This is a genomic window from Compostimonas suwonensis (genome assembly GCF_002797855.1).
Lineage (GTDB): Bacteria > Actinomycetota > Actinomycetes > Actinomycetales > Microbacteriaceae > Compostimonas > Compostimonas suwonensis.
In genome coordinates this window covers 697,606-718,496 of the sequence record NZ_PGFB01000003.1, presented here as the reverse complement: position 1 = coordinate 718,496, position 20,891 = coordinate 697,606, and the positions used below count along the sequence as shown (strand labels likewise).

The window sequence follows — 20,891 nt, the reverse complement described above, 5'->3', positions numbered from 1 at the left end:
TGCTGACATCACTCTACGCCTGAAGTCAGTTGCTGTCATCACCTAGACTCGACCGTATGGTGCGATGGGAACCGGGCGCGCGCGAGCGCCTGCAGGCGGCGGCACTCGAGCTGTTCGCCACTCGGGGCTTCGAGCAGACGACCGCCGCGGAGATCGCGCAGTCCGTCGGCCTGACCGAGCGCACCTTCTTCCGCCACTTCAGCGACAAGCGCGAGGTGCTCTTCTACGGGCAGGACCTCTTCCTGCAGGCGTTCCTCGACGGCGTGGACGACGCGCCGGCCGACGCCTCCCCGCTCGAGGTCGTCACCGCCGCCCTGCGCAGCGGGGCCGCCCTCTTCCCCGACGAGCGTCGGCCCTACTCCCGCACCCGCCAGGCCGTGATCGACAGCAACCCGGCGCTCCAGGAACGCGAGCTGCACAAGCTCGCCGGCCTCGTCACCGCGGTCACCGAGACGCTGCGCACGCGCGGTCTCGACGAGACGGCGGCCACCCTCGCGGCCGAGACCGGCGGCACCGTGTTCCGGATCGCCTTCGCGCAGTGGATCCGCGAGGGCGAGAGACGATCCCTCACCGAGATCACCTCCGCCGTGCTGCGCGAGCTGCTCACGCTGACCGGCGCGGCGACCGGGGCGGCCGACGAGCGCCGTTGACGACGATCGGCCCCGGTGGAGCGCCGTTCTCGACGCTCCGCCGGGGCCGTGCCGTCCCGCTCAGTTGCTGCCGTCGTGACCGCGGCGCAGGTGGAGCTCGTCCGCCTCGTCGGGGAGATCGTCGATGCCGAGGGCGAGGGCCTGCTTGCGGCGAAGGCGCATCGACGGAGCCGCGAGGGCGCCGAGAACAGCCAGGACGGCGACACCGGCGCAGACCCAGAAACCGATGGTGAACGCGTCATCCTTCGGCAGCCCCTGCGCCGTGCTGTTGGAGGTGATCAGCGCGGCGATGACCGCCGTTCCGATGCTGCTGCCGATCGTCCGGGCGACGGTGTTCACGCTGATCGCCTCGCCGGTCTGCACGGCCGGGACGCTCTCGATGATGGCGTTCGACGTGGATGCGAGGGCCAGGCCGATTCCGGCGCCGGTGAGGATTCCGGAGACGACGATCTGCCAGAGCTCGACGTGGACGATCGCGGGCAGCACGAACGCGGCGGTGACGAAGATCCCGCCGAGCGCCATGGGCGGCTTCGGGCCGACCTTGCGCACCAGGATTCCGGCCACCGGGCCGAAGATGACCATCATCACGACGGTGGGCAGCAGGAAGAGGCCCGCCTCGGAGACCGTCTCGCCGAAGCCGTAGCCGGTCTGGGCCGGCAGCTGCAGCAGGGTGGGCACGAGCACGAAGGTGCCGAACATCGCGAAGCCGAAGACCAGGGCCACGATGTGAGCGGTCCACACTCCGCGCACCTTCATGAGGCGCATGTCGACGAGGGGCTCCTTGGCCCGCAGCTCGACGAAGACGAAGACCACGAGCGCGACCGCGCCGAGCACGAGCAGGCCCAGCGTGTTCCACGAGTCCCAGCCCCAGTTCTCTCCCTCGCTGATCGCGAGGAGGAGCGAGACCAGGGAGACCGAGAGGATGAGGGCGCCGAGGATGTCGAGACGACCCGGCTTCTTCACGGGGGATTCCGGCATCCCGAAGATCACTCCGAGCAGTGCGACCACAACGAGCACCGCGGGCAGCCAGAAGAGCCAGTGCCAGGACAGGTTCTCGACGATCGGGCCGGCCGCCACGATGCCGACGCCGGCGCCGACACCGAAGATCGCGGAGAGCAGACCGATGGTCACGCCGACCTTGTCGCGCGGCAGCTCGTCGCGGACGACGCCGATGGAGAGCGGCATGATCGCGCCGGCGGCACCCTGCAGGGCACGGGCGACGATGAGCACACCGAGGTTCGGCGCCAGCGCGGCGAGCACCGTGCCCACGAGCAGGAGGGCGAGCACGACGATGAGCATCCGCCGTTTGCCGACCATGTCTCCGAGACGGCCCAAAACCGGGGTCAGCACGGCAGCGGAGAGCAGATAGGCGGTGAGCACCCAGGAGGCGTCGCTGGTCGAGACGCCCAGGTCGCCGCCGATCGTGGCGAGCGCGGGGGCGACGAGCGATTGGAGGACTGCGAACGACAGACCGCCCAACGACAGGTAGATGACGATGAGCGCGGTGTTGGGCCGGCGGCGTCCGGCCGGCGGCACGGAGCCCGTCGCGGGCTCCTGAATCGTGTGTGACATTACTCTCCGGGTCGATGTAAACAATCGCTGACTTACGAAGTCTAGTCGGGAAGGCTATCAAGTCAATGTGCGTTTACATCGCGTCGCGCACCCTGTACCGTGTTCCTGGAACGAAAGGGAAGCAATGACGCCTCACCCGCCGACCCCCGACACCGAGCAGGCGCCTGCCGCGCCGTCGCCCGCCGAGCGCTCGCCGGCCGAGCAGCCGTCCGGAGAATCCACCGGCCTCCGGTCCCGCGACGCCGACCAGACCCGCCGGCTCCTGCTGCAGGCCGCACGCCGCCGTTTCGCCAGGGACGGCTACACGACGACGACCGTTCGAGACATCGCAGCGGATGCCGGTGTGAACGTCGCGCTCATCAACCGCTACTTCATCTCGAAAGAGGGGCTCTTCGAAGCCTGCCTGAGCACGGTCGCCGAAGAGTTCGGCCGTTCGGTGTCCCAGGGCTCCACGGTCGACCAGATCCTGAACAAGGTGATCGGCCCGGCATCCGGGTCGTCGAACGGCGACCAGTCCCTGATGCTGCTCCTGCTGCTGCGATCGTCGGGCGACGACAGGGCGGACGGCATCCGTCGCAACACACTCCGCTCCTTCGCCGAGCGGATGGCCGAGGCATCCGACTCTCACCCCGACGACGCCGATGACGCCGATGACGACCGTTTTCTGCTGCGCGCCCAGATCGCCCTCGCCACGACGCTGGGGATCGTGATCCTGCGCTCGTCGACGGGTCTGGAACCGCTCACCTCGGCGACCGAGGACGAGCTCCGCGTCCCCTTCGGCGACGTGCTCTCGACCCTGCTGTCACCCTCGAGGTCGGAACGCCCCTGACGGCGCCGGACGCGAACCGCACCCCACGCGCTCAGACGTCGATGTCGGTGCTCTCGCTCAGCTGCCGCCAGGCGTCGAGCGACGCCAGCTGGCCTTCGAGCACACTGCGGTAGGCGGCCACCGCATCGCTGCCGAGAACGAGAAGCTCGGGCGCATCCGGGGCGTCGACGACGGCGATGATCGCGAGGGCCGCCTTCGCCGGATCGCCGGGCTGGGTGCCGTGGACCCTGTCGTTCTCCTTGCGGCGCCGACCCGCGGTGTCGGCGTAGTCCGGGATGGCCTCGGCCGACTGGGCCAGGGATCGGCCGGCGAAATCGGTGCGGAAGCCGCCCGGCTCGATCGCGAGCGCCGTGATGCCGAGGGGCTCCACCTCCTTGCGCAGCGACGCGGTCATCCCCTCGACGGCGGACTTGACGGCGGCGTAGTAGCCGGAGCCGGCCGGGCTCAGTCGCGCGCCGATGGACGAGAGGTTGACGATCGTGCCCGACCGGCGGGCGCGCATGGCGGGCAGCACGGCCTTGATCAGCGCGACGGGCCCGAAGAAGTGCGTGGCGAAAAGCTCCTGCACGTCGGACTCGTCGCCCTCCTCGACGGCGGCGCGGTATCCGTAGCCGGCGTTGTTGACCAGCACGTCGATACCCCCGAAGCGCTCGGTCGCACTCGCGACCGCGGTCGCGATCTGGATCTCGTCGGTCACGTCGAGCGTCAGCGGAAGAGCCGTGCCCGGATGGGCGTCCGCGAGATCGGCGACCGTCGCCACGTCGCGTGCGGTGACGACGGCGTTGTCACCGCGCGCGAGCACCGCCGCAGCGAGCGCACGACCGAGTCCCGTCGAGCATCCCGTGATGAGCCAGGTGGCCATGATCGTGTTCCCTTCCGAACCGGCAACCGCTGCCGGCACAGCACCAGTCAACACCTTCGCGGCCGTCGGGAGCAGACGAGCTCGACGCTCCGATGCTCCGCGTCGCCACGCTTGTGGACTCCGCCGAGCATTCGTCCACTGTTCGCCCAGGAGACGCCCTGGGATTGTTAGCCTGGGCGCATGGCCGCCCTCGACAGTGCCGATCCGCGGGTGCGGATGGTCCGTTCTCCCCGGGCCTCCGTCATCTGGTCGCTCGCCGCGGCCGGACTGCTGCTGGGCTCGGCGGCGCTGCAGCTCGTGGCCTCGCTCGAGCGATGGGTCGTGCTCGGCGGCTCGTGGACACGGGACGACATCTCGGTCGAAGACCATCTCTTCGACTATTCCTACCCCGCGGATCCCTGGGAGAACCTGGCGACGACGGCTCAGTTCTTCGGCGCGGGCGTCCTGCTCCTGGCACCCGGCATCCTGGCCATGGCCCGCGCCGCGCGCCGCGGCGGCATACTCGAACGCGTGCTCGCCGTCGCCGTCGCCGCCTCGTTCGGGCTCACCGGCGCCCACGCCCTCGTCTCAGGGCTGACCGGCGCTCCGTCTCCTGCGCAGTCGCTGCCGGTGCAGGGGATCCTGAGCCTGATCGGGTTCGTCGGGCTCATCATCCTCGCCGTGTACTGGCTTCGCACGTCGCCGGCCTCCTCCATCGCGTGCCTCTTCCTGCTCGGCGCCACCCTTCCGGGCTACCTCGTGGCCACGTTCGAGATCGCGCCCATGATCGCCGGCTATCAGTCGTACGACACGACCCCGTGGACCGAGACGATCGTCGCGGCATCCACGGCCGCGGCCGGTCTCGCGATGATCATCGCAGCCGGCGTGACGACACGCACGCCTCGCACGGCGTCCCGCCGCGCCCAGCGTTCGGGTTCGCAGCCGATGCAGGAGATCCGGGCACCGAAATCCTCGCCGGATCCTCGATGAAATAGGTCCGCCACCCGTTCTCGATGATCGCCTCGGAGGCCTCGCCCGTCGGTGGTCGTAGCCGTAGAAGAGCCCGGACGGCAGCGCTCGGTTGCGCAGTCGGCGGTGAGCTGTGCTTGAGAGAGCTGGCGGCGCGCGTAGTCGCACGAAACCCCCTGGCCGTCGCGCGAGAGGAGCGCAGGCGCTTCCCCAATGACTGGGATCGACTCCCAGTGCGCTGGTGCGACGCAGCGTGGAAGGATCTCGATTGCAACCTGGGCGCGGACGCCAGGTGCGAAAGGTGGGGTCTGATGGCTGGGGAACGACGACGTGAGCACAGGGGAATCGAGCTGAGGATTCCGGCAGTGGTCCGAGTGCAGAGCGCAGTGGCGCTTATACTCTCGGTCGGCACACTGGCGGCCCTCGGGGTAAGCGCGGTGGCTCCGGTGAGTGCCGCCGAACCGCTCGCCGCTGTCGAAGACGTGCCGGCGACGACAGATGGCGATCTTCCCACCGACGTGGTCGGAGCTCCGGTCAACCGCAATCTCGCTCCTGCGCATCAGCTCCTGTTCAGCCAGGACGACGGATCGTCAGCGGCATCGACGGTACTGACGGGCACAACGGCCGACCTCAGTGCCACGGGCTCAGCCACCCAGGAGCAGACCCGCGCACTCGAGAGGCCCGAGTACCCGACCTCGGCCGGTCGCTTCCTCGACGTCCTCCACGATTCGGTCCTCGCGTTCCAGCTGACCCAGGCCGGGCCCCAGTCGCTTCTGCAGCTCGTGTCAAGCAACGCGATGGCCGAGACCGCGAGCGCCGGCTGGAACCAGCTCACACCGATCGGGGTCCCCGCCAACGGCATGACGGTCGTGCTGAACGCGGGAATCGATGCGGCCACAGGAGACCCCGGCCTTCCCGTCGTCAATGCCGCCATCGGCGACTCGGCAGACCTCGGTACGCAGGTCGTGGCGCAGGCCGGGATATCCGGCACCCCGGGCTTCGCCGGGCAATGGACGATCCTCGGCGGCAGCGCCAACGAGCTCGGCTTGGTCGGCTTTTCGCTCGTCAACCGCGCCGACGGTCTGTGCCTCGACGTCGGGGACCAGTCCGACGGAAGCGCAGCGGTCGTGACAGCGGTATGCGACAACGGGTTGGGTCAGAAATGGGACTACGCGTACGGCCCGGGCGGCAATGTCAAGCTCTTGATCAACGAGCAGATCACAACCGGAATCGCCGTCTCCGATGACATCCCGGGCTGGGAGCCGGGCACAACGGCTCCGCTCATCGTCGGACCCGGCATCTCGATGCCGGTGGGCATCTCCCAGGTCGTCGAGCCCGGTTCCATCGCCCCATCGTGGTCCGCGCTCAATCCGACCGGCGAGTCGACCGCCCCGTTCGATCTCGCGACCGGCGACCTGGACTCGGCGGTCGATGCGTCCGGCAATTTCCACGACGAGGCGGCGGTCGCCTATGTCGGCGCCGATGGCTCCGCGCAGATCGACGTGATCGACTACAACGCGAACGATGATCACCTGCTCGTGACCTCGGCCGCGCTGGGCGTCATCGGGGCGGGCTCCTCCGGCAAACGGGGCTCCCTGACGATCGATTCCGCCGACCTCGACGGCGATGGAGGCAACGAGCTGGTGGTCAGCTTCCAGGACGGCAGCGGTGCGCTGCACCTCGCGCTGCTCGAGTACGCCGCCGATCCTGACACCGGCGCTCGTACGCTGACCGTGCTCGCCGCCGACACCGCTGTGCCGAACGGCGCCGGCAGCGGACCGTTGAACGGATACAGCGATTCCACCGCCTGGGACTTCGACGGCGATGGCATCGCCGAGTTCGTGCTGGGCTTCGTGGGATCGTCGTCTGCCTCCCTCGCCCGGGTGACGTTCGATTCCACCCTGTCCATCACGGGAGCCGCCGCAGGCTACCTCGACGAGTGGAGTTCCGGCCGCGGACGGATGCATCTGGCCACCGGCGCGTTCCAGACCGCCGCGGACGACCCCCTGGGCCACCGCCAGCTCGCGGCGGGCTGGTGGACAGGGATTCAGACCGGTCTGCCGGGTGAGCGCGGTTTGATCTTCACCCCTCTGGTAGCCGTGATCTCGGACCCTGCGACGGCGATCGGCACCGGTATCGTCGCCTCCGATATGACGCCCGGTGACAGCCCGGTCTCACTCATCCCCTCATGGGAGCTCGAGATGCCGGACGTGCCGGAGTGGCCGTACTGGGATGTCACCCCCGAAGACGGATTCGCCCTGACCGCTGGAGCCTTCGGCGCGCCGGCTCCGGGAACCGCCTGGAGCGTCGCGGCGGCCAGCACGCAGGGCCTGTTCACCGTGATCACGCCGTCGACGGGAATCGTGCAGCAGAACGACAACCGAGGACCGTACCTCCCCACGCCCAGCCTCACGGCATACGACCGCGCCGGAGACTCGATGGTCGTCGGGCCGCCCCTCGTGCTCACCGTTCAGAACCTCGTCGACCTGCAATTGGTCGGAGGCCAACCGCCGGCGCACGCCGACTGGCTCAACGGCGAATTCGTCAACATCTCCCGCAACGAGGACTTCTCACTCCAGCTCGGCTCGTCCTCGACTGACACCTACGAAAACTCGTCGTCGCACGAGTCGAACAGCACATACCAGATCACCGAGAACGCGGATGTGAAGGCGACCGCCAGCGAAGGAATCCCCGGGATCGAGGAGGGCGAGGCGAGCCTGGAGGTCAAGCAGTCGTTCGACTACACCTGGAATACCGTGAGCACCAGCCTGAGCTCGAACTCGAGCTCAACCACGCAGACCGTCACGCAGACCGCCGTCGACGATGACATCGTGAACGCCGAGGTGCAGGATTTCCGGATCCTGCGCTACCCCGTGCTCTCGACTTCGTCCTATGACAATCCCGAGGCCGGAGCGGATTGCGGCACCGGCTGCTACGGCTACTGGGACGTCGTCATCCCGAGCGCTTCGGGCGACGTGCATCCGATCAGATCGTCGGGCAGGTCCCTGGCCTACTTCCAGCCGCCGTGGCAGAACGGGAACGCGTTGTCGTACCCGGCGATCCAGGACGGCGCCGTGCCGATCGACGACCTCGGGTCGTACACCGACTCGAGCGGCGCGACCCAGCAGGCGACGCTGTTCAACCAGAACAACACACTCGCCGGAACGAAGTCGATGGCGGAGCTCGACGTGGACACCTCGACCTCGACCTCGACCTCGGAGACCAGCACCAAAAGCTGGGACGTCGGGGTGGACGTGACGGCGGGTGTGAGTGTGCAGGCAGGATTCGGTCCCTTCGGCAAGGGGCAGGTGGATGCGTCGCTCGAGGGCGGTTTCAATGCAAGCAAAGCGTCGACGAACACAACGACCGGGTCGACGACGAACACGCACTCGGGCACGTTCGAGCTGAACATGCCGGAAGTGGCCGAGGATCGGGGCTACGACGTCGCGGCAGCGTACTACTACAGCACGGGAGGCTATCCGAAGGTGACGTACGCGGTCGACGTGACCGCGGTGAAGGAGTCCCAGGAATGGTGGACGGACAACTACGGGCAGAAATCCGATCTCGCCCTCAACCTTCCTGACAATTCTCTGCTCACCTACGATTCCCACAACTATCTCGGCACGGTCGTGTGGAACGACGAGCAGAGCCGGCAGTTGATCCGCGGATTCACGGCGACCAGGCCCGTCGACCCCTCGTCGCCGACGACATCGGGGGCGATCTACGCGACGGCGCCGAATGCGGGCGACCCGGTCTTCTTCAACGTCGACGTCCACAACTACAGCCTCGACTCCCTGGACGCGCCGTTCACGGTCGACTTCTACGCGGTTCCGGTTGACGGCCAGAACCTGAACGTGACCGGACCTGCACAGCCGATCGGCACGCAGACCGTCGGCGGGATCGCGGCGCAGAGCGACGTCACGGTGACATCGCCGGAGTGGGATGCCGTGGGACCGAGCAATGGCTCCGGAAGCCAGAACTGGCGGATCTTCGTGGTTCTCGATGCCGCCGGGGCGATTCCCGAGGTACACGAGTGGAAGCCGACCGATGCCGGCGACGCCCCGTGCCCCACATCGTCGGTGCAGGACGGAAGCCAGCTCATCGACCCGATGACCGGGACCGCCGACCAGCTCGCCTGCGGGCAGAACAACCAGGGCTACGGCGAGATCGTGGTGATGAGCGGCGACGTGCAGGCCGACGCCGTCTCGACCGCAGACCGCGCGAACGTGCAGCTCGCCGGCGCCGGCCTCACGACGGGGAACCCGGACGACCTGACGATTGGCGTGGAATCCGACATCCCCTCGGTCATCGCGGGCGAAAGCGTGACGGGGCTGGTGCACGCGACTGCGGACTCCGACTCCCGCGACCAGCAGCTGGTGCTCGTATACGACGGCGACCCCTCGGAGGGCAACGTCATCGCGGCGACCTATCTCCGCGGAGTCTCCGCCGCGTCGGGAGGCCACGCGACCTACACCTGGACGCCGACGACGCCCGGCGTCCACGAGCTGCATCAGGTGGTGCTGGGAACCGCAGCAGCGGGCGACAAAGACGAGCAGATCGTGCGTGTCAACGTCGTCGATCCGGCGGATGGCGGTGGCGACCCCACCCCGCCGACCGATCCCGGGTCGTCGCCGCAGCCCTCGTCTGACGCGTCCGGATCGAACGGAGGGCGACTCGCCTCCACCGGGTTCGACGCGGTGATCCTGGTGGCCATCGCGCTCGCCGCGATGGGGCTGGGCGGCATCGCGGTGCTCCGCCGCCGGCGCCGCGTCGGATGAGCGGGGTCACGACGAGTTGGGCCCGTTCGAGACGAGACTCCCTTCCGGCCCCGTCGGGGCTGCGGGTTTGATGACGCGGCTGATCTCACGGCGGGTACGGATGCCGAGGCGCACGAGGATGTTGGCGACGTGGAAGTCGATGGTCTTGCGCGAGAGGTGGAGGAGTTCGCCGATCTCGGTGCTGGTGTAGCCGGCGGCGACGAGGCCGGCGATGTCACGTTGCTGGGTGGTGAGCGCGGCGAGCGGGTCGTCCTGCCGGCGACGGGCGAGTTCGTTGCTGGTGGTCCGGATGATGTTCGTGCAGAGGGCCGCGAATCCGTTCGCGCCGAGGGCGATGAGCTCGGTGCGGGCGTCCTCGTAGTGGCTCAGTCCGCGGACCGGGTCGCCGAGGAGGGAGACGTGGGTGCCGGCGAGAATGCGCACCCAGGTGCGGCCCAGAGGATCGTAGTCGTCCGTCAGCGCATCGACGGCTTCTCGGGTGCAGTCCAGCGCGGTGACGGTGTCGCCGTCGATGCGGGCGATGATCGCGGCATGCGCCCACCGATAGGCGTGTCCGTCTGCGCCGGGGATGGTGTTCCAGGAGGCGTAGAGAGCGCGGTATTCGGTGAGTCGGTCGAGGTGCCAGAGAGCCATGGCGCGGAGGGCGTGCCACTCGTGCTGGTCGAAGATGTGGCGGTGGTTCTGCTGCTCGAGGTCATCGAGCGCGTAGAGGAGGGCGGCCCAGTCGTTACGGCCGATCGCCGAGGCGATCCGCGCGTGGGTCAGCAGCACCGAGGTGATCACGGCACCGCGGTCCCCCGTGCCGTCGAGCGCTCGGATGGAGAATCTCTCGGCGTGGGCGAAGCGCCCGTCGAGTGCGGCGAGAACGGCCCGAACCGCAGCAGCCACGGATCGCCGTGCAGCTGGGGACTCTTCCGTTCCGGCGTCATGGTCGAGTTCGTCGGCCAGACGGCGGGCGTCCTCCCAGCGGGCTTGCCGAACCCTGACCAAGGCGAGTTCCGCGCGCGCCCACTGCAGCAGCATCTCGCGGTCTGCGTCGATCAGTCGCGCCGCGCGAGCCAACGCGACCGCGGAGCCTCCGAGATCCCGGCGCCCGTTCAGGACACTGCCGAAGGCCAGAAGCGCAAAACCGTGCTCGTGGCTGAGGAGGTGGCGGATCCGTGGGCGTTCCAAGGCTCTGGCCAATGCCTCGAGCGCGGCCGGTGCCGTCGGCGAGGTGGGAGCCGTGTGGTGCTCGATCAGAGCAGCAGCACCGAGAGCGTCGAATTCGACCCGGCGGACGATCTCTGCCAGCTCCGGGTCTGACGCCGCGTCGCTTCCCGCCTGAGACACAAGCGCGCGGATGAGTCCGAGCACCTCGGCGGCGTCCCGCCACAGCCCGAGCGTAATGGCGGCGATGAGCACGTCGCCGGCAACGGCCGCCACCCACACGGAGTTGTCGGTGTGCGTGGCCGCGAGTCGCAGCACGGTTATCGCACCGCCGATGTCGCCGGCGACCACGGCTCGGGAGACGTCGACCAGATCGAGAACCGGTCCCTTGAGCTCCAGCAGGAGGGCCTCATGACCGATCAGTCGATGCAGCTGCCGTGCTCGGTAGGCGATCCGAACCGCCCGGGTCGTGAACTCGGCGCGAAGAGCGACATCCTGGGCTGCCTCCGCTCGTTGCAGTGCAGCTTCCACGACCTCGGCTCCGGAATCGCGATCCCGGGCTGATTGCCGTACGCGGCCGATCACCATCCGTCCGATCACCCCTTAGCTCTGCGTCCTGTACCGGACCGACCTGTCAGCTGCCTGCCCTCACCTAGACGCTAGCGTGGTCATGGCTGCCACGCTCGGCAATCGCGGTCATCGACGGTCGAAGGACCGGCTCCGCATCGCGCAGGAACTCGCCGGACGCGAGCGGATGGGGTCGCTCGCCGAACGAGTGCCGCACGCCGAGCACTCGACGCCTCTGGGATTGGTTCACCAACGACGATGCCCCGCCAGCGAACGAAGCTGACGGGGCGAATGTGCACCCCCTGGGACTTGAACCCAGAACCCACTGATTAAGAGTCAGTTGCTCTGCCGATTGAGCTAGAGGTGCGATCGGTTCGAGAACGCATCTCGAACCGAGGGTCAACACTATCAGCCGCAGGGGGCCGAGTCCAACCGAGTGCGGGCGGGCAGGCGGGCAGGCAGGCGGGCAACTAGGGTTGAGACGTGACCTCAGCACGCGACATCCTGCCCCCTCTCGACGACGAGCTGCGCTTCGCGCTCGAGCTCGCGGATGCCGCGGACGACATCACCCGCTCGCGCTTCCGCGCCGTCGATCTCGAGGTCTCCACCAAGCCCGACACGACCCACGTGACGGATGCCGACCGGGCCGTCGAACGGGCCATCCGCGAGCGCATCGCGGCGCACCGGCCGGGCGACGCCGTTCTCGGCGAGGAGTACGGCTCCGAGGGCGACGCCGCACGGCAGTGGATCATCGACCCCATCGACGGCACCGCGAACTTCATGCGCGGGGTGCCGGTCTGGGGCACCCTCATCGCCCTGGCGATCGACCGCCGCCCAGTCGTGGGCGTGGTGAGCTCCCCCGCCCTCGGCAAGCGCTGGTGGGCGTCGATCGGCGCCGGCGCCTGGGTGCAGGAGGGCGACTATCCCGAGCGATCCGCTCCCCGGCGTCTCGCCGTCTCGGGCGTCTCCGAGCTCTCCGACGCCTCGCTCAGCTACAACAGCCTGAAGGGCTGGGATGAGGAAGGCCGCCTCGACGACCTCCTCGCCCTCTCGCGGGCCGTCTGGCGCACTCGGGCGTACGGCGACATGTGGTCGTACATGCTGCTCGCGGAGGGCCTGCTCGACCTCGTGGGCGAGTTCGACCTCAAGCCCTACGACCTCGCTGCCCTCGTTCCCATCGTCGAGGAGGCGGGCGGGCGCTTCACCTCGGCCACCGGCGAGCCCGGCCCGTGGGGTGGAAGCGCCGTCGCCACCAACGGCCTGCTGCACGAGGCCGTGCTCGCCCAGCTGAACCGGGGCTGAGCGGCATCCGGGGTTCTGCGGGCCGTCGGCAGGGCCGCGGCTAGGCCGTCGGCTCCGGCCGGCCCGTCTTCTGCCGCCGCCGGCGCTGCCCCAGATCAACGAGCCCCAGCACGAGCGCCACAGCCATGAGCCCGATCGCCACGGTGAAGCCGTTGCGCACCCCGTCGTGGTAGACCGCGAGCTGGTCGGATGCCGCCGACTCCCGGTACAGCGTCGCGAAGAAGGTCGAGCTCGCCGCCGCGACCCCGATCGCCGTGCCCACCCGCTGGCCGACCTGGGCCATCGATCCGGCGACGCCGCCCTCCGTCACCGGGATCTCGGCGAGGGTCAGCGTCTGGTTCGGCGAGATGACGAAACCGCCGCCCGCGCCGGCGACGGTCATCGCCGCGGCCATGAGCCACGGGGTGAGCTCGCGCGGCGAGAGCACGGCGGCCGCGAGCACGAGCAGGAAGCCCACGATCACGAGCACCAGGCCCAGTACGACGAGCGCACGGCCGTAGCGCTCGACGAGCCGCCCGCCGATCCAGGCCGTCACAGCCGAGGCGAGGGCGAACGGGATGCTCACCATGCCGGCGAAGACGGGCGCGAGGCCGAGCCCCTGCTGCAGGTACAGGGTCGTGAGCAGGAAGACCGCCGGTATCGCGGCGAAGTAGGCGGTGGCCACGAGGATGCCGTTGCGGTACGAGCTGAGGGCGAAGAGCGAGAAGTGGATGACGGGAGACTTGCCCCGCCGTTTGTAGTCGCGCTCCCACCACACGAAGGCCGCGGCGCCCAGCGCGAAGCCCACGAGCCACCACCAGCGGTTCGGGTCGTCGTCGGGTCCGCCCGTCGTGAGCACGAAGGGCAGCATCAGGCTGAACGTCGTGATGCCCAGCAGCAGGATGCCGATCAGGTCGAGCTCGGTGCGCCCGCGATCGTGGGCCTGCCGTTTGGGCAGCAGCCTCATGGCGAAGAAGATCGCGATCAGGCCGAGCGGGATGTTCATCCAGAACAGCAGCCGCCAGCCGTCGGTCGGGCCTCCGACCGCGATGAGCAGGCCGCCGAGGGTCGGCCCGAACGCCGTCGCGACTCCGACCGTCGCGCCGAAGACACCGAACGCCCGGCCGCGGGCCGCGCCCTGGAAGAGCTGCTGGATGAGGCCGAGCACCTGCGGCATCTGGATGCCGGCGGCGATGCCCTGCAGGATCCTCGCCACCACGAGCACCGTGATGTTGGGAGCGAGCGCGCACAGCAGGCTCGCCGCCGTGAAGGCGCTCAGCCCGACGATGAAGAGGGTACGACGCGAGTGGATGTCGCCGAGCCGCCCCGAGGGCACGAGCGCGAGCCCGAACGCGAGCGCGTAGCCGGCGACGATGAGCTGCAGCTCGGTCGGCCCCGCCCCGAGCGACTTCTCGATCGACGGGAGCCCCACGTTGACCTTGGACAAGTCGAGGATGGTGAGGGCCGCGACCCCGACGCAGACGCCGAAGGCCTGCCATCGCACACGGTCGGGGCTCGGTGCGGCGGTGGGGTCGGCCATGTCTTGCAGGATATACCCCGGGGCGAAACGGCACGGGTGAGGCCCCGGAGCTCGCGCTCCGGGGCCTCACCGTCTCAGTGCCTCGGGTCTCTCCGTGCCGCGGCTACTCCCCCTGCTCTGCCCTCTGCGCCCGCAGACGACGGGTGACCAGCAGGCCGCCCGCGCCGCCGAGCAGCAGGATCAGGGCGAGAGGCAGCATCGTCTGCCACTGGTCGGCACCGGTGTTCGAGAGCGAGCCGCTGCCCGACCCCGATCCGGCCGTGCCGCCGTTGCCGGTTCCGGCACCGTTGCCACTGCCGTTCCCGTTGCCGTTGCCCGCGCCGGGTCCGTCACCGTCGCCATCGCCATCGCCATCGCCGTCACCGGGGCCCGGGTCGACGTCCGCCGCCGTGACGACGATCGTCTGGCTCTGCACGAGCACCGTCTCACCCGAGCGGATCACGACGTGGTGCTCCCCCGGGTCGGTGCCGGCCGGAACCACGATGTCGAGCTCGAAGCCGCCGTTCTCGTCGATCTCGACGCTCTCGATGAGCACCGGGTCGGACTCGAACCAGACGTCGACCGTCGCGCCCGGCTCGAAGCCGGAACCGGTCACGGTCACGGTCTCGCCCGGCTTGACACTCAGGTCGTCGACCGTGAGCGAGGGAACCAGCGGGGGCTCCTCCGCGTCGACGGTCACGGTGTGCTCGTCGCCCGTGTTGCCCGCGGCGTCGAGCGCACGGTAGCTGACCGTCTCGCTCTCGTCCGCGGCCACAGCGATGGGTGCCGAGTAGACCCGCCAGGCCGCGTCATCCGCGTCCGAGCTGAGCTTGAACTGCACCGTCGCCGCGCCGGCGTTCGGTTCGGCGTCGGCCGCCGTGAGCGTCACAGCGCGGTCGGTCACCGTGTGGGACGCCGTCGGCACGACGGTGTCGACGCTGACGACGACCGGCTCCGAGGCGGAGTGGTTGCCGTCGACGTCGCTCGCACGCACCAGCAGGCTCGTCTGGCCCTGAGCCGACACGGTGTGCGAGGCTCCGAGCGGGCTCCAGCTCTCGCCGTCATCCGTCGAGACCTCGACCGTGACCGCGCCCGGGACGGTCGACGTTCCCGTCGCCGTCACGGTGACGGGGCTCGTGTACCAGCCGCTCGCGCCGTTCGGCGTCGCAGGGTCGAGGGAGACCTCGACCTCGACGACGGGCTCCGGCTCCTCGGGTGCGGCGGGAACCACGAGGGTCTCCTCCGCAGAGGCGTTGCCCGCGGCATCCGTCGCCCGGTAGGCGACCGTCTGAGCGTCGATCGTCACCGAGACGGGGGCCGTGTACTCGGTCCACGCGCCGGAGCCGATGCGGTACTCGACCGTGTCGACACCGCTCGGGGTGTCGGACGCCGTGATCTCGACGGAACGGACAGACGCGTCATCCGCGTCGCTCACGAGCTCGGCGTCGACCGTCGGGGCCGAGCCGTCGATCTTGAACGACACCGTCTCGCTCTCGGTCGTCTCGCCCGACGCCGAAGCGCGGAACTCGATCTCGTGCTCGCCGGGCGTGTTCACGACGACGGGCGTCGTGTATTCCGACCAGTTCGCCGCACCGTCGAGCTTGTACTCGCGGTAGACGTCACCGGAGCCTCCCTCGGCGTCGATCGTGAGCGAGACGCCGCTCGTGTACCAGCCGTTCGAGCCGTTCGGCGCCGCCGGGTCGAGGGTTCCCGACACGACGAGCGGATCGGTGATCACCCGGAAGTGATCGAACGAGGCCGTCGCCGCCGCGGTCTGGGCCGCGCCGAGGGCGTAGAGGCCCACCTTCGCCGCTCCGAGCCCCGGGTTCGCGACCGTCTGCGCGAACGGCGTCCAGCTGACGCCGTCGGTGCTGTACGAGCCGGTGAACGTCGAGCCGGCCTTGGTCAGGCGCAGCCAGTAGACGTCGCCCGTGACCGTGACCTGCGGCTGGGGGTTCTGCACGACCGCGCCGATCTCACTGCGCAGCTCGATCACACGAACCTCGGCGGAGCCCGCCGTGTTGGTCGTCATGTGGTCGATCTTCACGTAGTTGTCCTGGTCGCCGTACAGGATGATGCCGCCCTGCTGGTACTGGCGGTCGAAGGTCGAGCCGTCGACCTTCGTCTCGATCGTCCAGTCGGTTCCCGGCTGGTTCTGCAGCACGAGGTTCTCGACCGGGGTGTTGGCCGTGCCGTAGACATCCGTCGGAGTCGTGTCGATCTCCAGCGATCCGTCGGCGACCCGGTAACCGGCCGTGTTCTCGTTGAGCACCGACCAACGGCACGCGTCGAGGCTCTCGCCGTCGAACTCGTCGTTCGGGCCTGCGGCACCGGCCGTGTCGTCCGGCGTGATCATGAACCAGTCGAACTCGGCATTGATCACCGCAGGGATCGAGCCGGAGCCCGCCACCGAGATGAGGCCGATCCTCGGGTTCGTGATGCCCGCCATCGTCTTCGTCTGCGACATGGCCGTGAAGACCTGCCCATCAGCCGAGTACGAGGCGTTGAGGTTCGTTCCGTCACTCGTGAGCCGCACGTAGTACGTGTCGGGGAAGGCCGCGCCGAGCGCCGGCGAGTTCGACGCCGCGACCTCGTTCGGCACGCCGCCCTCTTCACGGATGAACTGGAAGACCCGGTCGGCCGACGACTCGCCCGAGGTGTTGCGCCCCTGGAGCACGATCTTGCCGTAGTTGTCGTCGTTGCCGTAGACGATCAGGCCGGCCTGCTGGTAGCCCGCACGCGCCGGCAGGGTGACCTTGGCGGTCGCCTCCCATGCGCCGTCGGGCAGGTCCTGCAGCACGACGTTGGCGGGGTTCAGGTTGTTCGTGCCGTAGATGTCGGTCTTCGTCGCAGGCAGCACGAGGCGTCCGTCGCTCACGGCCAGGTTCTGGTCGCGGTTGAGCACGCTCGTCCAGCGCTCCTCGTCGAGGCTCGTCCCGAGGAAGTCGTCCGACCGGCCGGCGAAGCACATGCCGGAGTCGGGCTCGATCACGGTGACCGTCTCGTAGGCGTCGACGTAGGCTCCGCCGGCATCCGTGGCCCGTACCGTCAGACGGTACGTTCCGGGCTCCGTGTAGACGAACTGCTCGGATGCATCGCCCGCGACGAATCCGTCACCGGTTCCCTGATCCCAGCTCACGGAGATCGCCGAGGCGTCACCGTCGGGGTCGCCCACCTCGACCGAGGCGTTGACCGTCAACGGGGTCGTGCCGGAGCTCGTGTCGAGCGTGAGCTCGGCCGTCGGCCGCTCGTTGTCGGTCGCGCCGCGGCCGTCGATGTCGATCCAGTTGACGTTGATCCCGCCGGAGAGCAGCACGAAGTACAGCGCGCCGCTTCCCACGGGAGCGTCGTCGGGCAGATCGAGGGCGAAGTCGTTGAACGTCTGCCAGCCGCCCGTGTTCGGGATGGTGATCTGTCCGAGCTCGTCACCGGTCGGCGAGTCCCATCGCACCGAGAGAACACCGCCGGCGCCGTTGTTGGACGCGGCCCGGAGGCTCAGCCCGTCGACGTTGCGCAGGCTCACCGGATCGTGCGACCACCAGTCGTTGGGCTCGATGAAGCCGATGTTGCGGCTGCCGCCCTGCGAGTCGGTCGTGTTCTCGATCTGCACGCCTTCGCCGGCTGCGCCGGTTCCGCCGACCCGGCCGGTCTCGCTGAAGAACTCGGCCTGCAGGCGCTTGGGCTGCAGGATGCCGAGGCCGAAGCCGGTCAGGGGGATGCCGGCCGCGCCGCCGTCGTCGGTGTAGCGGGCGTCGACGACCCAGAAGATGTTGGCGTCGGCGCCGTGACCGTCGTCCCGGCTCGTCTGCATAACGCCTTCACAGCCGTCGAGCACCTCCATCGGGTGTGCGTGCGAGTCGTGGCCGAGAGCGGGGTGCAGGCTGACGTTCGAGCAGTCGAACTCGCCGTCGGGGTCGACGACGCTCACCTCGTACCGCACCTGGTCGCCCCACTCGAAGAAGCCTCCGTTGTCGGGGAAGTCGATCGTGACGATCGGCTCCTGGTTGCCGACGACGATCGTGACGTTGGCGAAGGCGGTCTTGCCGTCGTCATCCGTCACGGTCAGCTGGGCGACGTACTCGCCGTTGACGGCGTAGGTGTGCACGGGGTCGGCTTCCGTCGACGCCGGGCTGCCGTCACCGAAGGTCCACTGCAGCGAGATGGGCTTGCTGGCGGGATGCCGCGTGCCCTCCGAGCTGAACTGCACCGTGAGCGGACCCGCGCCGTTCGTGACGTCGGAGGACGCACGGGCGATCGGCGAGGGGTCGCCCTGGATGTAGTTGACCTTGAAGATGCCGGAGTCGTCGTTGTTGCCGCTGAAGCCGGAGCCCCAGTCGATCACGTAGAGCGCTCCGTCGGGGCCGAACTCGAAGTCCATGGCACGGGCGAAGCCGGCGCTCGGGTCGAAGATGCCCGGCAGGATGCGGTTGATGTCGACGAGCTCGCCGGCTTCTTCCTGGTCGAGCTGGAAGGAGTACATCTTGCCCTGGTTCCACTCGCCGAAGAGGGCTTTGCCGTCCCAGTACTCGGGCCACTTGACCTCGGAGTCGAGGTTCTCGTCATATCGGTAGACGGGGCCGCCCATGGGCGCGCCTCCACCGCCGATCTCCGGGAACTCGGGGTTGGCGCCGTAGCCGTACCAGACGTCGGGGTAGGTGACGTCGGGCAGGTTCGTCAGGCCCGTGTTGTTGGGCGAGGAGTTGACGATGTTCAGCGGGTCGAACTTCGGCCCGGACTGGTTCGTCGCGAAGTTGAAGTCGTTGTAGCAGGTGTTCGAATGGCAGTACGGCCAGCCGTAGTTGCCCGGCTCCTCGATGAGGTTCCACTCGACCCGGCCGTCCGGGCCGCGTGTCGCGCTCGCCGCGTTGGCGTCGGGGCCGTAGTCGGCGACCATGAGGTTGTCGGTCTCGAGGTCGATGCCGATGCGGAACGGGTTGCGGAAGCCCATGGCGTAGATCTCGGGGCGCGTCTTGTTCGTGGTGTCGTCGGCCTCGGGGAACAGGTTGCCCTCGGGGATCGTGTAAGTGCCGTCATCCTGCGGGGTGATGCGCAGCACCTTGCCGCGCAGGTCGTTGGTGTTGGCCGAGGAGCGCTGGGCGTCGTAGTCGACGCGGTCGGGGCGCTCGTCGATCGGGTTGTAGCCGCTCGACTCGAAGGGGTTCGTGTTGTCGCCGGTCACGAGCACGAGGTTGCCCGCGCTGTCGAAGACCATGTCGCCGCCGACGTGGCAGCAGGTGTTGCGCTGCACGGTGACGCGCAGGATCGTCTTCTCGCTCGCGGGGTCGATCGTTCCCGTGGCCTCGTTGAAGGTGAACCGCGAGATCTTGTTGTGCGGCCCGAACGATCCGACGTCGAGTGGCGACCAGTAGGCGTAGATCCACTTGTTGGTCTCGAAGTCGGGGTCGAGCACGATGCCTTCGAGACCGTCTTCGTTCGCGGTGAAGACCGACAGCGTGAGGGCGGTCGTGGTCGTGTTGGTCTCGTGGTCGATGAGGCGCAGTCGTCCGTCGCGCTCGGCGTAGAAGACGTCGCCCGAGGGCGCGACGGCCAGCATCATGGGGTTGTTGGTGTCGTCGTCCATGGGCACGAGCTCGTAGCTCTCGTCCTGCGTCGCGGCGCAGTCGCCGTCGACGACGCCCGCCGCGGTGCGGATGCCCTCGAGCAGGTGCTCGACGAAGAGCGGCTCGGTGTACGAGGCCTGGGTGTGGCCGCCGCCCGTGTACCAGGAGCGCCCGCCCTCGTAGATCTGGCACCAGGCGATGGGGTGGTCTGCGCCCATGTTGCCGCCCGCGTAGCTCGACTCGTCGAGCGAGGCGAGCACGTGCACGTCGCCGCGGGGGTTGTCGCGGTAGTTGTACCACTCGTCGGTGCGGTTCCAGGTGTCGGGCAGGCCCGCGGTCGAGGGGTGCGCGTGGTCTTCGACGGTCACGTCGGCGTTGGGGGTGCCCGCCGGGTGGCTGTCGAAGTAGGCACCGACGAGGTCGCCGTACCAGGGCCAGTCGTATTCGGTGTCGGATGCCGCATGAACGCCCGCGTATCCCCCGCCGCCTTCGATGTACGACTCGAATGCCGCCTGCTGCTCGGCGTTGAGCACGTCGCCGGTCGTCGAGAGCCAGATCACGACGTCGTACTGGGCGAGGTTGGACTCGGTGAAGGCCGTGGCGTCTTCCGTCGCCGTGACGTCGAAGTCGTTCTGCTGTCCGAGGGTCTGGATCGCCTGGATCCCGGCCGGGATCGAGTCGTGCCGGAAGCCGGCCGTCTTCGAGAAGACCAGGGCTTTGAACTCGGCCGGGTCTTCGGCGGCGGCGGGAACGATGACGGGCGCGGCGGCCGGCGCCGGCGCCGCGAAGGCGGGGGCGGCAGTCGCGAGCGCGCCCGTGGCGACCATGGCCAGTGCGGCGGCCGTCGCTACGGCACGAGACCGTAGCGATCGGGCGGGATGGACAGTTCTCTTCACTGTGTTATCTCCTCGGATGCGCGGCTTCGGCCAGTCGCCGATGCTGCTCGTGTGGTGGTGGACAGGGACAACTTCGCCTGGTCGTATCGAGCTGCTCGCACACGCGCACTTCCGAATGTCGACACTGACCGGACTCGTGGTCATTGTATGAGCGGTATTTGTTGTGAGTCAAGCGGACTGAGCGTGACGATCGCTCTCACAGCGACCCGGAAAACCTCGAGGTGGTCGGATATGCGCCGATCCTCCCTGGTTTTACCAGGAAATATGCCCTGACCGACT

At 68.8% G+C, this 20,891-nt stretch carries 10 protein-coding genes and 1 tRNA gene; 5 read left to right on the top strand and 6 right to left on the bottom strand.

The genetic code is table 11. From position 1 onward, the window contains the following. The first annotated feature begins 56 nt into the window (after positions 1-56). On the top strand, positions 57-650 hold the full coding sequence (locus CLV54_RS11045) for a TetR family transcriptional regulator (RefSeq protein WP_100344990.1): 594 nt from the start codon (positions 57-59) through the stop codon (positions 648-650). Positions 651-710: 60 nt separating this feature from the next. Here the strand turns inward: CLV54_RS11045 and CLV54_RS11040 are convergent, their stop codons facing one another. Beyond that, positions 711-2,222 carry an MFS transporter gene (locus CLV54_RS11040; RefSeq protein ID WP_100344989.1) on the bottom strand — a complete coding sequence of 504 codons (1,512 nt, stop codon included), beginning with the start codon at positions 2,220-2,222 and terminating at the stop codon, positions 711-713. Between the two features lie 124 nt (positions 2,223-2,346). Between CLV54_RS11040 and CLV54_RS11035 the strand changes: the two genes are divergently transcribed. Next, a complete protein-coding gene (locus CLV54_RS11035) occupies positions 2,347-3,051 on the top strand; it encodes a TetR/AcrR family transcriptional regulator (protein ID WP_100344988.1) in 705 nt (234 codons plus the stop codon). A 31-nt stretch (positions 3,052-3,082) separates the two neighbouring features. Here the strand turns inward: CLV54_RS11035 and CLV54_RS11030 are convergent, their stop codons facing one another. Continuing rightward, positions 3,083-3,913, bottom strand: a complete 831-nt coding sequence (locus tag CLV54_RS11030) for an oxidoreductase (RefSeq protein WP_100344987.1) — start codon at positions 3,911-3,913, stop codon at positions 3,083-3,085. A 180-nt stretch (positions 3,914-4,093) separates the two neighbouring features. Between CLV54_RS11030 and CLV54_RS11025 the strand changes: the two genes are divergently transcribed. Beyond that, complete coding sequence (locus CLV54_RS11025) at positions 4,094-4,882, top strand: hypothetical protein (RefSeq protein WP_100344986.1); 789 nt, start codon at positions 4,094-4,096, stop codon at positions 4,880-4,882. A gap of 425 nt (positions 4,883-5,307) precedes the next feature. After that, complete coding sequence (locus CLV54_RS11020; protein ID WP_157802931.1) at positions 5,308-9,639, top strand: hypothetical protein; 4,332 nt, start codon at positions 5,308-5,310, stop codon at positions 9,637-9,639. A gap of 6 nt (positions 9,640-9,645) precedes the next feature. On the opposite strand, the gene CLV54_RS11015 is transcribed toward CLV54_RS11020, so the two are convergent. Continuing rightward, positions 9,646-11,319 carry a helix-turn-helix domain-containing protein gene (locus CLV54_RS11015; protein WP_157802930.1) on the bottom strand — a complete coding sequence of 558 codons (1,674 nt, stop codon included), beginning with the start codon at positions 11,317-11,319 and terminating at the stop codon, positions 9,646-9,648. 330 nt (positions 11,320-11,649) lie between these two features. Then, positions 11,650-11,722 (bottom strand) — tRNA-Lys (locus tag CLV54_RS11010). A gap of 116 nt (positions 11,723-11,838) precedes the next feature. On the opposite strand from CLV54_RS11010, the gene hisN reads away from it, so the two are divergent. Further along, positions 11,839-12,657 carry a histidinol-phosphatase gene (gene hisN, locus CLV54_RS11005; RefSeq protein WP_245861596.1) on the top strand — a complete coding sequence of 273 codons (819 nt, stop codon included), beginning with the start codon at positions 11,839-11,841 and terminating at the stop codon, positions 12,655-12,657. Between the two features lie 40 nt (positions 12,658-12,697). Here hisN and CLV54_RS11000 read toward each other — a convergent pair whose 3' ends face one another. Then, entirely contained in the window at positions 12,698-14,176 is a 1,479-nt protein-coding gene (locus CLV54_RS11000; RefSeq protein WP_100344983.1) for an MFS transporter, read from the bottom strand. Between the two features lie 103 nt (positions 14,177-14,279). Continuing rightward, a complete protein-coding gene (locus CLV54_RS10995) occupies positions 14,280-20,612 on the bottom strand; it encodes a ThuA domain-containing protein (protein WP_245861594.1) in 6,333 nt (2,110 codons plus the stop codon). Positions 20,613-20,891: the final 279 nt, after the last annotated feature.

Coding starts and splice junctions, on each gene's coding strand:
- CLV54_RS11045 (WP_100344990.1), top strand. CDS start 57: ATGGTGCGATGGGAACCGGGCGCGCGCGAGCGCCTGCAGGCGGCGGCA.
- CLV54_RS11040 (WP_100344989.1), bottom strand. CDS start 2,222: ATGTCACACACGATTCAGGAGCCCGCGACGGGCTCCGTGCCGCCGGCC.
- CLV54_RS11035 (WP_100344988.1), top strand. CDS start 2,347: ATGACGCCTCACCCGCCGACCCCCGACACCGAGCAGGCGCCTGCCGCG.
- CLV54_RS11030 (WP_100344987.1), bottom strand. CDS start 3,913: ATGGCCACCTGGCTCATCACGGGATGCTCGACGGGACTCGGTCGTGCG.
- CLV54_RS11025 (WP_100344986.1), top strand. CDS start 4,094: ATGGCCGCCCTCGACAGTGCCGATCCGCGGGTGCGGATGGTCCGTTCT.
- CLV54_RS11000 (WP_100344983.1), bottom strand. CDS start 14,176: ATGGCCGACCCCACCGCCGCACCGAGCCCCGACCGTGTGCGATGGCAG.